10 protein-coding genes and 1 pseudogene are annotated in these 12462 nt (G+C 60.3%); 7 read left to right on the plus strand and 4 right to left on the minus strand.

Annotation, left to right across the window (positions count from 1 at the left end; genetic code table 11):
- Nucleotides 1-21: 21 nt before the first annotated feature.
- Entirely contained in the window at nt 22-1077 is a 1056-nt protein-coding gene (locus PA27867_RS19940) for a sugar phosphate isomerase/epimerase family protein (RefSeq protein ID WP_066600757.1), read from the plus strand.
- Between the two features lie 53 nt (nt 1078-1130).
- On the opposite strand, the pseudogene PA27867_RS21280 reads toward PA27867_RS19940, so the two are convergent.
- A pseudogene (locus tag PA27867_RS21280) lies at nt 1131-1241 on the minus strand (alpha/beta hydrolase); the annotation flags it as partial.
- A gap of 417 nt (nt 1242-1658) precedes the next feature.
- Here PA27867_RS21280 and PA27867_RS20870 point away from each other — a divergent pair.
- Complete coding sequence (locus PA27867_RS20870; protein WP_157109411.1) at nt 1659-2561, plus strand: hypothetical protein; 903 nt, start codon at nt 1659-1661, stop codon at nt 2559-2561.
- A 301-nt stretch (nt 2562-2862) separates the two neighbouring features.
- Here the strand turns inward: PA27867_RS20870 and PA27867_RS19950 are convergent, their stop codons facing one another.
- On the minus strand, nt 2863-3420 hold the full coding sequence (locus PA27867_RS19950) for a recombinase family protein (protein ID WP_066600761.1): 558 nt from the start codon (nt 3418-3420) through the stop codon (nt 2863-2865).
- Between the two features lie 435 nt (nt 3421-3855).
- Nucleotides 3856-4254: a heavy metal-responsive transcriptional regulator gene (locus PA27867_RS20450; protein ID WP_084021493.1), complete on the minus strand. Its 399-nt coding sequence runs from the start codon at nt 4252-4254 to the stop codon at nt 3856-3858.
- 54 nt (nt 4255-4308) lie between these two features.
- On the opposite strand from PA27867_RS20450, the gene PA27867_RS19955 reads away from it, so the two are divergent.
- From PA27867_RS19955 to PA27867_RS19975, 5 genes are all read left to right on the plus strand, one after another.
- Complete coding sequence (locus tag PA27867_RS19955; protein WP_066600763.1) at nt 4309-4602, plus strand: alkylmercury lyase; 294 nt, start codon at nt 4309-4311, stop codon at nt 4600-4602.
- A gap of 78 nt (nt 4603-4680) precedes the next feature.
- Nucleotides 4681-6033 (plus strand): dihydrolipoyl dehydrogenase family protein, encoded by a 1353-nt coding sequence (locus PA27867_RS19960; RefSeq protein WP_066600765.1) that lies wholly within the window; start codon nt 4681-4683, stop codon nt 6031-6033.
- 213 nt (nt 6034-6246) lie between these two features.
- Nucleotides 6247-6843 (plus strand): recombinase family protein, encoded by a 597-nt coding sequence (locus PA27867_RS19965; protein ID WP_066600768.1) that lies wholly within the window; start codon nt 6247-6249, stop codon nt 6841-6843.
- A 7-nt stretch (nt 6844-6850) separates the two neighbouring features.
- Nucleotides 6851-8236 (plus strand): Mu transposase C-terminal domain-containing protein, encoded by a 1386-nt coding sequence (locus PA27867_RS19970; RefSeq protein ID WP_066600769.1) that lies wholly within the window; start codon nt 6851-6853, stop codon nt 8234-8236.
- Nucleotides 8236-9042 carry an AAA family ATPase gene (locus tag PA27867_RS19975; RefSeq protein ID WP_066600771.1) on the plus strand — a complete coding sequence of 269 codons (807 nt, stop codon included), beginning with the start codon at nt 8236-8238 and terminating at the stop codon, nt 9040-9042. Before PA27867_RS19970 ends, PA27867_RS19975 begins: the two co-directional genes overlap by 1 nt.
- 416 nt (nt 9043-9458) lie before the next feature.
- Here the strand turns inward: PA27867_RS19975 and PA27867_RS19980 are convergent, their stop codons facing one another.
- A complete protein-coding gene (locus PA27867_RS19980; RefSeq protein WP_066600772.1) occupies nt 9459-12323 on the minus strand; it encodes a class I SAM-dependent DNA methyltransferase in 2865 nt (954 codons plus the stop codon).
- Between the last annotated feature and the right edge of the window lie 139 nt (nt 12324-12462).

Below are 12462 nucleotides of genomic sequence, written 5' to 3' on the forward strand. Positions count from 1 at the left end.
GGAAACGCCAGAGAGAGGTACATGATGCAAGCCGACAGCGCTGCCGGGCATCCGGTCACCCTGTTCACCGGCCAGTGGGCCGACCTTCCGCTCGAGGAAATCGCCGAATTGGCCAGCTCATGGGGGTATGACGGTCTGGAGATCGCGTGCGGAGGCGAACATCTCGACGTTCGGCGTGCCGCCGAAGACGACAGCTACCTCGCAGCGCGGCTCGACATCCTGAAGCGGCACGGCCTCGGAGTCTGGGCGATCTCGAACCACCTGACCGGGCAGGCTGTCTGCGATGATCCGATCGATTTCCGTCACCGGGCCATTGTCGATTCGCGGGTCTGGGGCGATGGTGATGCTGAGGGGGTCAGGCAGAGAGCCGCCGACGAGCTCAAGCTGACGGCGAGGGTGGCCCGGCGGATGGGAGTCGACACGGTGGTGGGGTTCTCCGGGTCGAGCATCTGGCCGTACGTGGCGATGTTCCCCCCGGTTCCGGCCGAGGTGATCGAAGCGGGATACCAGGACTTCGCCGACCGTTTCAACCCCATCCTCGACGTCTTCGATTCTGAGGGGGTCAGATTTGCGCTCGAGGTGCATCCGAGCGAGATCGCCTACGACTACTGGACCTCGGCCAGGACGCTCGATGCCGTCGACCATCGTCAGGCCTTCGGGTTCAACTGGGACCCGAGTCACATGCTGTGGCAGGGGATCGACCCTGCCGGTTTCATCGTCGACTTCGCAGACCGCATCTACCACGTCGACTGCAAAGACACCCGCCTGAGGCCCGCCGACGGTCGGTCGGGGATTCTGGGTTCGCACCGCGCCTGGGGCGACCCGCGCCGTCGTTGGGACTTCGTGTCGACGGGTCATGGAGACGTCGCCTGGGAAGACGCGTTCCGGGCTCTGAACTCGATCGGCTACCCGGGCCCGATCTCGGTCGAATGGGAAGACGCGGGAATGGAGCGCCGGCATGGCGCCCGGGAGGCGGTGGACTTCATTCGTTCACTGCTCTGGGAGAAGCCGACCTCGTCATTCGATGCTGCTTTCAGCTCCAAAGCGAGCGCGGAACCGGACATCCTGCCCTCGTAGATACGCCTTCCCGCGAGGAAGCAGCTGAAAATCCGACCGGCTATCGGGCGCTCTCACTTCAGGCCTGTGCGGACGAAACTTAGTAGGGCGTCGATGAGCGCGGCGGGCGCGTCCTCCGCAACGTGATGGCCGGAATCGAAGCCATGCCCGCGGACATCCGAAGCGCCCCCTGCTGCTAACCCTAGTTAGAACAGTCGTTTACCTGGCCGGATGTTGAGTTGGGCAGTACCGATGCCTTTGGAGTTTTGGTTCGCCGTAGTATGACCTGATCTTGACAGATTGCGAGCATCGCACGCGTCGGCGACTGTCTCATCTCGTCTTGCAACGCTACGTATCCGAGGCGTCTCATCCCGCGGGCGTCAGTAGAGTCACTGCCCCCACAGCTCGCGGGCTGGTTCGTCTCGCAACCACGTCTCACTCGGGACGGCCCGGTTTGCGGACGCATCACCTAGTTCCGAGACACGAGCATCAACTGCATTCCGTGGTCAATACGTCCTGGAGCGGCCGTTTTCAATCACGCTGATCTGCCCGCTCCCTTAGACGGCGGGGCGTGTGTCTGCCGGTACCAGTAAGGTCCACACATGGCCATTCCTTTGCGCACAGACCTCCGAAGTTTGCTTACGCTCGGACGAATTGTTCAGCTGTGCGATGCAGCCGGCGACCAGCCAGTGAGTAACAATGCCGTTCTCGAAGCGTCCCCTGGGGGGACGGACTCACGAGAGTTACGCGAGGATCTGCAGACACTCGACGCTGACGGTCATGTCAGCATCGACGAGCGACTCAGCGGCGCATGGAGCGTCAAGCCCACTAACTCGGGCAGGACAGCGTGGGCAAGAGTCGAAGAGTCCAGAAACAGCCCTCGTGATCGTCGCCGGCAAATGCGCGACGAATTCCTCATGTGGCTCTATGACGAACTAGAAAACGGGTTGGCTCCGACTGCGGAGGATTTTCTTAGTACAGACGCGTCCTTCATGGGACTCACCTATACACAAGAAGACCTCGCGCGAACGGGCGAATGGCTACTGGAGCGTGGTTTCATCAGAGGGCCCGGAGCATGGGGAAGGCCTTATCCGATTCACCCAGAGATCACCGCTAAAGGACAGCTATATGTCGAAGAGGAGCGTTCCGTGCACGAATCCCCGGCATCAGTCGGCTCAACCACTTTTCATAACACCGTCAACGGGCCAGCGATGCTAGCTCAGAACAGTCAGCACGTTATTCAAAACCAGAATGTGAATGCTTGGAAGGACGATGCACGCAGCCTGGCTGATGCGGTCGTGCAGCTCGCGCACGTAATCCCGGACGGCAAGAACCTCGCCGGACCCGCCACGGAGCTGCGAGCTGAGATCGACGGCGACGCACGACCGACACGAGTTCGTGAACTCGTTGACAGCATCGTCAAAGCGCTGAGCACTGGTGCCGGCGGAGCATTGGGCGGCGCTCTCGTGACCCAGGCTGCCGCACTCCTCGGGACGTTACCCTAGTAGCCGAAATTCGAAGGGTTCACCAGCCGCGACCGCTTGAGCATATGACTCAATCTCGCTGTCGCTTAGGGCAATCCCCAATGGCAGGGCATCGGGCGCATCGGTCCTCACCACGTCGATCGGCAACCCGCTATGTGTAGCGCGAAAATGCTGGTCAGCGGCGCTCAGAGTGTCAACTATCGACTCAAGAAGCTTCCGGTATTCACCGTCGTCGAACTTGAACTCTGTCACAGCAACTCCCATACGCGCCAGTAGATCGGATCTGACTTGACGATAATGCCGAGCGCCGACAAAGACACGTCTACTCGGCGCGGAGGTAGGTATAGACGGTCTCCCGGCTGATGCCGTAGTGGCGGGCCAGGGCTGCCTTCGGAACACCGGCCGCGGCTTTTTCACGCAACTCGGTGGCGCTCTTGGCGTCCAGCGAGGGTGTGCGGCCGCGGTATGCACCGCGTTGTTTTGCCAGATTGATGCCTTCGCGCTGACGTTCACGGATCAGAGATCTCTCGAACTCCGCGAACGCTCCCATCACGTTCAGAAGAAGCGTCGCCATGGCGTTGTCGTCGCCGGTGAAGGTGAGCTGCTCCTTGACGAACTCGACCCGCACCTTCTTTTCCGTGAGCCGGCGCACGATCGCCCGTAGGTCATCGAGGTTGCGAGCCAGGCGGTCCATCGAGTGAACGAGAACGGTGTCACCGTCTCGGGCGAAATCGATCATCCGTTCCAGCTCGGGCCGGTTCACGTCTTTACCTGACGCCTTATCTGCAAAGACCTGGTCGACGTCGACGCCGTCGAGCTGGCGGGCCGTGTTCTGATCGAGGGTGCTGACGCGCACATAGCCGAGTCGCTGACCTGTCATATGTCCACCGCCTGATCTGTCAGATTGAACTCTAAGAGTCGAACAGGAGCAGTGTCAACAAAGGCGTATTCGACTGTGACTTTCGGCGCTATGTGGCGGCGTTTTTTTGATCGCTCTATGGCGCATCCACCTGGTTGCCTGCGCTGGTTCAGTGCGGGTAGCGAGCGTCTTGTATCCCATGGGTTTTGAGTTGCGGCGGTGAATGCGTTTTTTCTTGGCCCAGCGGCGTGGTTAGCGTCGACGGAAAGCCACCCACAGTCCGCATCGGCGGCATATGTACGCTGCACCGCCGGCTAGCGCATGCAGCTTCGATAGCGGCAGGTATCGGCCGCAGCAGGAACAAGCTGTAGTGGTGTCGTTGGTCTCGTCGTTCGAGGTCATGGGCCAGTCTAGGAGTGTGCTCAAGGCGCATGGAAGGTGCTTGCTCCGCTACTCTCAGCGGGTCGTGATGATGTGGCAAATGTCTGTTGGTCCGCAGTCAGTTGGGTCCAGGGTGCGGCTGGTTTCGATGAGTCGTTCGAGTTCGCTTGCTAGGTTTCTCAGTTCCTGCTGACGTGCCCGAACGTCGACGAGTTTCTGTCTGAGAACGACTGATACGTGAGCGCAAGGTGCCTGACCGGCATCGCGAAGACCAAGGATCTGCCTAATATCAGCCAGGGCAAGGCCTGCTGTTTGGGCAGCGCGAATGAACCGTAAGCGGTCAACCGCTGTGGAGTCGTATGTCCGGTAACCATTCGGTGCCCGATGAGGCTCGGGTAATAGGTTTTGGCGTTCGTAGAAGCGAATGGTCTGGCTATCCACCCCTGTAGCGAAGGACACTTCTCCAATAAGCATGCACCGATTCTATGCCTTGACATTGTACCGGACTGCAAGGTTTACCTTGAAGGTATGGACATCACCTTGCAGTACTTCGATGGTTGCCCGAACTGGATGATCGCCGACGAGCGATTGCAACTGCTCGCCCGGGAGCGCCCGGACATCGTGCTCGGATATCAGCTCATTGACACCGTGGATGCCGCCGAGCACGCGGGGTTTCACGGCTCTCCAACCATCCTCGTCAACGGCGTCGACGCTTTCGGTGATGCGTCCGCGCCGGTGGGTCTCGCTTGCCGTAGATACATGACCGAGGCCGGCCCAGCTGGCGCGCCTAGCCTTACCCAGCTGAGGGACGCCATCGGTTGAGGGCTGGCGCTGAACGGGCGCACCGTTCCATTGCGATGACAAATATTGCTCTTCCGAGCTCAAAAAGAGGTCCCCTTGATGACTGACAACTATGACTTGCTGGTGATCGGGGCAGGGATGGCCGGTGTTGCCGCCGCCAAGAAGGCCGCATCGACGGGTTGGCGGGTTGCCATCGTCGACGCGCTTCCGTATGGCGGGACATGCGCGCTACGCGGTTGCGACCCGAAAAAGATTCTGCGCCGCGGCGCTGAAGTGGTTGACGCCGCACGGCTCATGCGCGGCAAAGGCATCGATAGCGGCGGACTCTCCATCAACTGGGGGGACCTGATGCAGCACAAACATGGATTCACTGACCCTGCGCCACACAGCATGGAAAAAGACCTCCAACGCCACAACGTGGAGACTCTTCATGGCACTGCAACCTTCACCGGACCCACACAGCTAGACGTCGCCGGCACCTCCTACGCAGCGTCGAAATTCCTGATTGCCACCGGGGCCGTCCCGCGTCCCCTCGATTTTCCCGGCCACGAGCATCTCATCGACAGCAGCGACTTCCTAAATTTGGAAGCACTCCCTCCCCGGATTGTCTTCGTCGGCGGCGGGTTCATTTCCTTCGAATTTGCCCATATTGCAGCTCGAGCAGGAAGCCGCCCGGTCATCCTCGATCGAGGAGCGACCCCGTTAAAGTCCTTCGACACCGACCTCGTAGAACTGCTAATCAAGCGCGGATCCGAGGCTGGAGTCGAGGTACGACGCCGCACCAGCGTGACCCACATCACTAAGACCAGCAGCGGATACACCATCCACACCGATACCGCTGGTACCCCGGCCTCCCTCCAGGCGGATCTCATCGTTCACGGCGCTGGGCGAGTTTCAGAACTAGCGCGGTTGGATCTCGAAGCAGCTGAAGTGGGATACGGCGAGAAGGGCGTCGAGGTAGCCAGCCATCTGCAGAGCATCACAAACCACGTTGTCTATGCTGCCGGCGATGCTGCGAACACCGCCGGACTGCCGTTGACCCCGGTGGCGGTCATCGAAGCGAAGGTCGCCGCTTCCAACATGCTCAAGTCGACGATGACCATACCGAACTACGCCGCTACCCCTACCGCTGTTTTCACAATCCCCGAACTCGTCAGGGTAGGCATGCTCGAGCACGAAGCCCATGAAAGTGGCCTGAACGTCGACGTCCGCTACACCGACACCAGCGGGTGGTACTCGAACTACCGGATCGGTGAAACCGCTGGAGTGACAAAGATCTTGGTGGACAAGGACACCGACCTCATCATCGGGGCCCACCTTTTTGGCAATGGTTACGCCGAACTAACAAACACCATCAGCGTCGCCATGAAACACGGTCTAACCACCCGGCAACTGAAATCAACGACTGCCGTATATCCCTCGGAAGGGTCAGACCTAGCTTCCATGCTCTAACGGCGTATTGGTTATGAGGCGCCGATGGCGTTGCAAAGGAGGCCAGCACCGCGCAGTCTCAGAAAGGTAAAGCTTTCCGAGACACGGGCAACCCCTCCCAAGCGGCGGGAGGAAGTGGCGCGTTCACAGGGCACGATCTGTCTTGGAAACGTGTCTTACCGCAAAGTGTCTTCGCTCCGTCGCTTCTAGCATTTTCTGAGGCAGAATAGTCCGGTGAGATATCTGGGATACACGCGGGTCAGCACCAGAAGCCAAGACGCAAGGCTGCAGGTCGACGCCCTGGTCAAATCCGGCGTGCAGGAGCGGGACATTTTCACCGACGTCACCTCGGGCAGTCGAACCGCGATCTCCCGCCCCGGCATGAAGAAACTGTTCGAGTACGCCAAGCCCGGTGACACCGTCGTGGTGTGGCGGGTCGACCGCCTCGGACGATCCCTCATCGACGTGCTCAACACCGTGAAACTGCTCCGAGAGCGTGACATACACGTGAAGAGCATCTCGGATGGCATCGACCCGTCGACGACCTCGGGCCGGCTGATGCTGAACATGCTCGCCACTTTGGCCGAGTACGAACGCGAGCTGATTACCGAACGGGTGAACGCAGGAATCACAGCCGCCCGAGAAGGCGGCACCAAGTTTGGTCGGCCTCTGTCTGATCCCGTGGTCGTAGCCGACAAACTCAAGCTCGTCACGGAGGCCCGGGCGAAGGGCCGGACTGCGGAGGATGCGGCAAGGCTCGTCGGGTGGAGCCGGGCCACCCTGTACCGGCATCAGCAGGCCGTCGCGGCGCGCGAGAGCACCACTGTGTAGGTGACTTGTGGACGCGGCCGAGCGGTGGCGTGTTCTTCGGCTGCATGTCGAAGACCAGATCCCGCTCGCGGTCCTCGCCCGGGAGACGGGGATCTCTGCACGGACCCTGCAGCGCTGGAATCGGCTCTACCGCACTGGCGGCGTCGCTTCCCTGGACCTTCACGCGCGCTTAGACAAGGGTGTCCGCCGAACTTCGGTCGAGACGGTCGCGTTCATCGAACGGTTGGCGCTGACTCGGCCGCGCCCGAGTCTCGCCACGCTGCACCGTCTCGCTGCCACCGATGCTCAGGCGCGTGAGCTGCCGGCGCCGAGCTATGCGACCGTGAGGGAGATCGTGCAAGCTCTCGATCCGGCCCTTGTCACCCTGGCTCTCGAGGGGCCGGTCTCGTACCGGGATAAGCACGAGCTCGTCTTCCGGCGCCGCGCTGAACACCCCAACCAGACGTGGCAGTCCGACCACACCGAACTCGACATTCTCATCGTCGGCGCCGACGGGAAACCTGACCGGCCGTGGCTGACCACCGTGATGGACGACTACTCCCGCGCCGTCTGCGGGTACATGGTCTTCACCGGCGCCCCCTCAGCCATCAATACTGCCCTGGCTCTTCGGCAGGCGATCTGGCGGAAGACCGACCCGGCCTGGGCGATGTGCGGAATCCCTGACATTCTGCACGTCGACCACGGATCCGACTTCATCAGCGACCATATCGAACGAACTGCCGTCGCCCTGCACATCAGGATCATCCACTCGACCATTGGCCGACCCCAAGGGCGAGGAAAGATCGAGCGGTTCTTCGGCACCGTCAACACCGAACTCCTGGCCGCCCTACCTGGCCATTTCGGGCCCGGCAGCCGGACTCCGACGCCTGTCGTCGACCTTGCCGGGCTCGACCGTGCGATCGGCGCATTCATCGGTACCTACAACGACCGGACCCACAGTGAGTTGGGCATCTCCCCGCGAGACGCTTGGGTAGCCGACGGGTGGCTGCCTCGGATGCCCGACAGCCTTCAAGAACTCGACGGCCTGCTCCTCACTGTTCCGAAAAACCGGGTCGTGCAACGTGACGGGATCCACTTCCAGGGCCAGCGCTACCTCGCCCCCACTCTTGCCCCGTTCGTCGGGCACACCATCACCATCCGGTACGACCCCCGCGACATCTCCGAGATCCGCGTCTACGACCGGGACACCTTCATCTGCACCGCGATCGACGAAGCCCACCCCAACCTCAGGCTCAGCCTCCGCGACATCGAAACCGCCCGCCGCGCCCGCCGCAAGCAACTGCGCCGAGCCATCAACGACCGCATCCCAACCGTTGCCACCCGCGAAGAACCCCGCACCCCCGAACCCACGAAGCGGCGGCCGAAGCTGCGCACCTACGAAGAGGACGAGTGATGAACCAAGCATTCATCGTCACCAAAGAACACAGGCGCTTTGCCGAGTTCGCCAACGCTGTCCGCAAGGAAAAGACGATCGGAATCTGCCACGGCGCCGCCGGCGTCGGAAAAACCAACTCCGCTCGCCGTTACGCAAACTGGGACGCCCTTGAGCCCTACATCACCGAATGGGGGCCCCGCGGGGACCATGATGCAAAGTTCTACGCCCTCGCGAACCGATCCCGAACCGTCTTCTACACACCCGAAGTCCTCTGCCGACCAAAAGACCTCATGCACGACATCGACTACTGGCAGATCAAAGTCGGCATCTGCGCCGACCAGCACATCCACGCCAACGAACCGCCCCAACGAAAGATGGGAGATATGACCCGCCACGTTGAGCTGCTCATCATCGACGAGGCCGAACGACTCACCCCAACCGCGCTCGAGATGCTTCGTGACAGACACGACCGAACCCACCTGGCAATGGTCCTGATCGGAATGCCGGGAATCGACGAACGATTCCGCCACTACCCCCAGCTCTACAGCCGGCTCGGATTCTCACACCACTACCGTGCCCTCGGACGCGAAGAACTCCTATTCGTCCTCGACCGCCACTGGAAGCGACTCGGCAGGACTCTCGACCCTGACGACTTCACCGACGCCCAAGCCATCGCCGCCATCGAACGCATCACCCGCGGCAACTTCCGCCTCCTCGAACGGCTCTTCCCTCAGATCAACCGCGTCCTCAAGATCAACCAACTGGACACCATCACGGACGACGTCATCGAAGCCGCCGCCAGCATCCTCGTCATCGGTAACTAGCGACACGAAGCGATCAAAGAACACCGCCAAAAAGCGCCAAACTCCACAGTATTCGACTTCAACTAGACGGGTTTCGCGGCAGTATCTGACGTCAAGCTGGTGTGTAGCCCAATTAGACGGACCCTCTTTTTCAAATCCAACAATCGGGTAGATCTCCCCGCTGAAGAATGGCGGCTGCACTTCAGGCGGCACTCTCGACTGTAAGTATGGTCCCGGCCCGCCTACCGAGATTGAAGCGACGACCAACCTCCGGTCCACCAGCGGCAGCCATTTCCACGACTACGTCCAAATGGATGATTTTCCCGGAGGCAGAAGGGGAGATCGATCCCACTCGGCATTCGGTTCCGTCCCAGAGCATTACCAGGTCACCAATTTGAACCGCGGCAGCGGGGCGGGAATCAGGTCGGTGCATGCCCTCACACTCTCGCGCCGGCGGCAGGTGTCGCTAGCAGTTCAAACAAGTGGCCCGTTCGTCCAAGGTCGGTCTTGGGCCCGTTGTAGTGATAGTGAGCATCAACGGCCGCATCCAAGGCCTTGTGGGCCACCGCGAGCTCCTCGGGAGCAAGTTCGCGGTCGTAAAGCTGCGCCAAAGTGAAGGTCGGAAAATCAGCTCGCACGTCGATTACCGCTTGGGCAGCGGTTTCGATTGCGGAGGTATCGACATTGGTCGGCCATGGGAAATTGTTGTAGACGAGGGACACGGAGTACTGATAGTCCGACTTCATTCGTCCGGCAACCGCGCGCATCCACGCGTTGTGCATAGCTGATGAAAGAATCCCGAACTGCGCGAGTGTGGCCCCTTCGATCACGATGAGTGATCCGCTCGCGATGACATTTGGCTCCATGAATGCCATCGGAAGGTAGTCGCGACGTTCGGATGAAACTTTGGGCACGGCGAGGTACCGCGTCGTGGGTTGCCGAATTTCCGCGAAAGCGTAAGGCCGCACAGCAGCTGCGGCGGTCGCCGGTCGTTTGCGCCCGCTTCGGTATTCTTTGGTTGCCGCAATTCGTGCTCGAACAAACGGGCTACGTGCTGCTTCGGCAAGCTGGGAACTCGTCAGCCAAATGGCATGTTGTTGTGTGCCTGCCAGAACCTGTCTACCGCCGACATATGGGCGCACGAATTCCAGGTTGCCGTTTCCTTCCGCGGTGAGGATAGCCAGAGCGTCACCGTCTACGGTGAGGTGCCCGTCGTCAATCGGCATGCTGCCGTACTTCGCAACGGGCGCCGATGCCGATACTGACGTCTGCCGGTTGACCACGATGATGCTGGGCGACGGCGCGAGATAGGGATTAATCGTTGCAACCGTCCGTGCGATTGGATCCGACTTGATTGTGGGGTAGTCGAACAGCTCTTTATCCGCCGGGTTTTCCAAGCCAAAGCCGACAATTACAACGTGTACAGCCGCGTTACCCTTGCCCTCATTTCTCCATTCAAACGTTCGGTGTGCGTACTGAATATGGACGCCCTGATCTAGCATCCAGCCCCACAACACACCGACCTGCTCTCCCTGGGTAATGCTATTCGTCGAGACGAATCCCACTCTTGTCGGCTGCCAGTTCTGCCAGCCTGCGTCTATGTCGAGGATTTGCTCATTCTCCTTCGAACCCCACGCAGTCGCATCCTCAGCCCAGAGGTCTAGCTCAATCTTGCTTGCCACGCTGCCCTGGATGTACTGCGCTGCCTTCACGAACCAACCGGTGACGTAATCGAGGTTGCCAGCTTTTTTGATGAGGGCCTTACGACCCGTCCCGTACAGCTGCTTGAGGTCGGCCTTCTGTTCGGGGGTCTGCTCCTTCTTCCCAATGAAAGGCGGGTTGCCAATGATGTAATCGCAATGCGTTGCCGGGATCACCGTTTCCCACGCGATACGCAGCGCGTTACCGATCTTGATGGTCGGAGAGATCCTCAAAGGGAGCGATCGCCTAGCGGAACCGAAGCGGGCTGCCGCTTCCATGCTCATCTGATGGTCCGTAATCCACATGGCGACGCGGGCAATTTCCGCCGGCGACTCCCCCAGCTCGATGCCGTGAAATTGGCGAACTGTGACGCGCAACTGACCGGCGACGTCGACTTGCGTACGGTCTTTACCGATGAGAAGTACATCAAGTATGTCCATCTCAAGGCGCCTAATCTCCCGGTATGCGATGACGAGAAAGCTTCCGCACCCGCAGGCGGGGTCAAGGAATGTCAGATTGGGGAGTCGGTTGTAGAGCTTGTGAAGCCTGTCTCGGTCGGTGCGACCGGCCTCAAGTTCTACCCTCAGTTCGTCGAGAAACAGCGGTTGAATGACTTTCAGGATGTTGCGCTCAGAGGTGTAGTGGGAACCTGTTTCTCTGCGGCTGGCTTGGCGTGATGACGGAGCATCCTCGGGGGCTTCGTACTCTCCCTCGAGAATCCCCTGGAACATCGCACCGAAGATTGCTGGAGAGATTCCCGCCCAGTCCAAGGCGGAGCACTCACGCAGGAGCTGGGCAGCCCTGCCGCTGAAGGCGGGCATGTCAAGCCGTTCACGGAAGAGAGAACCGTTGACGTGCGGAAAACGCGCAATGTCCTCGTCGAGAGCCGCTTGCCTGTCAGAGTGGTCCTTATCAAGCGTCTGGAAGAGCGAACCAAGAACGTTGCCAAGCTGGTTGTCGATGGTGCGCTTCACTAGCCGATTGAACGCACCGTTTTCATGGAATAGGCCCGTGTCGTCAGCAAAGAAACAGAACAGCAACCGCGTCAGAAATACGTCCAATGCGGTGTCGTGTAGTCCGCCCTCAAGCAGAACAGTGTGCAGCTTCGATACCTTGTACGCTGCACTCCGGTCGATCTCCCGCTCCTCGACGATGGAGACTTCTTCATCGATGAGGAAACGAAAGAGGTGCGCCTTGGCGGATAGATGCGCAAGGTCTGTCTCGACCGTCTCGTCCTTGCTGAGATCCGTGATTCGGAACGTCTCAAAGTCCGAGACAATGACCCAGCGAGGCCGCTCGGCTTCTGGCAGTGCGAGTGCATAGTCTTCTGCTTGGTTGAACGCCGCCACAAGGTTGCGGCCTTTTGACTTCGCCTCGACGATCAGTTTGCCTGGAATGAATGAATCGATGTAGCCGCCGGCACCGCCCAGCTTGCGGACCTGGTGCTCGTAGAGGACTGCCGATTGTCCGGAGATACCGAAGCAAGCGAAGAACTCACGCCAGAAACCCTGGGCCTGGCCGCGCTCATAGTGCGCACCAGCCCATTCAAGCGAAAATGCCCTCAGCAGTTCACGGACTTCATTGAGCGTTGGCGCAGGCATGCTCGCAGCCTAACGGAGCGGCCGACCGGCATTTCTCACCCCGTCAACCCCGTGACCAGCGCCACGGGCACGGTCTGACGAGGTGCCCCTCCCTGGCGTAGCCGATGGGTGAACCTGCAGCACTCCCCTGTGTCCGTAA

It is taken from the genome of Cryobacterium arcticum (genome assembly GCF_001679725.1).
Lineage (GTDB): Bacteria > Actinomycetota > Actinomycetes > Actinomycetales > Microbacteriaceae > Cryobacterium > Cryobacterium arcticum_A.

Excerpts from the sequence above, each read along its gene's own strand:
- PA27867_RS19940 (WP_066600757.1), top strand. The coding sequence starts at position 22 with ATGATGCAAGCCGACAGCGCTGCCGGGCATCCGGTCACCCTGTTCACC.
- PA27867_RS20870 (WP_157109411.1), top strand. The coding sequence starts at position 1,659 with ATGGCCATTCCTTTGCGCACAGACCTCCGAAGTTTGCTTACGCTCGGA.
- PA27867_RS19960 (WP_066600765.1), top strand. The coding sequence starts at position 4,681 with ATGACTGACAACTATGACTTGCTGGTGATCGGGGCAGGGATGGCCGGT.
- PA27867_RS19975 (WP_066600771.1), top strand. The coding sequence starts at position 8,236 with ATGAACCAAGCATTCATCGTCACCAAAGAACACAGGCGCTTTGCCGAG.
- PA27867_RS20450 (WP_084021493.1), bottom strand. The coding sequence starts at position 4,254 with ATGCTTATTGGAGAAGTGTCCTTCGCTACAGGGGTGGATAGCCAGACC.
- PA27867_RS19980 (WP_066600772.1), bottom strand. The coding sequence starts at position 12,323 with ATGCCTGCGCCAACGCTCAATGAAGTCCGTGAACTGCTGAGGGCATTT.
- PA27867_RS19955 (WP_066600763.1), top strand. The coding sequence starts at position 4,309 with ATGGACATCACCTTGCAGTACTTCGATGGTTGCCCGAACTGGATGATC.
- PA27867_RS19950 (WP_066600761.1), bottom strand. The coding sequence starts at position 3,420 with ATGACAGGTCAGCGACTCGGCTATGTGCGCGTCAGCACCCTCGATCAG.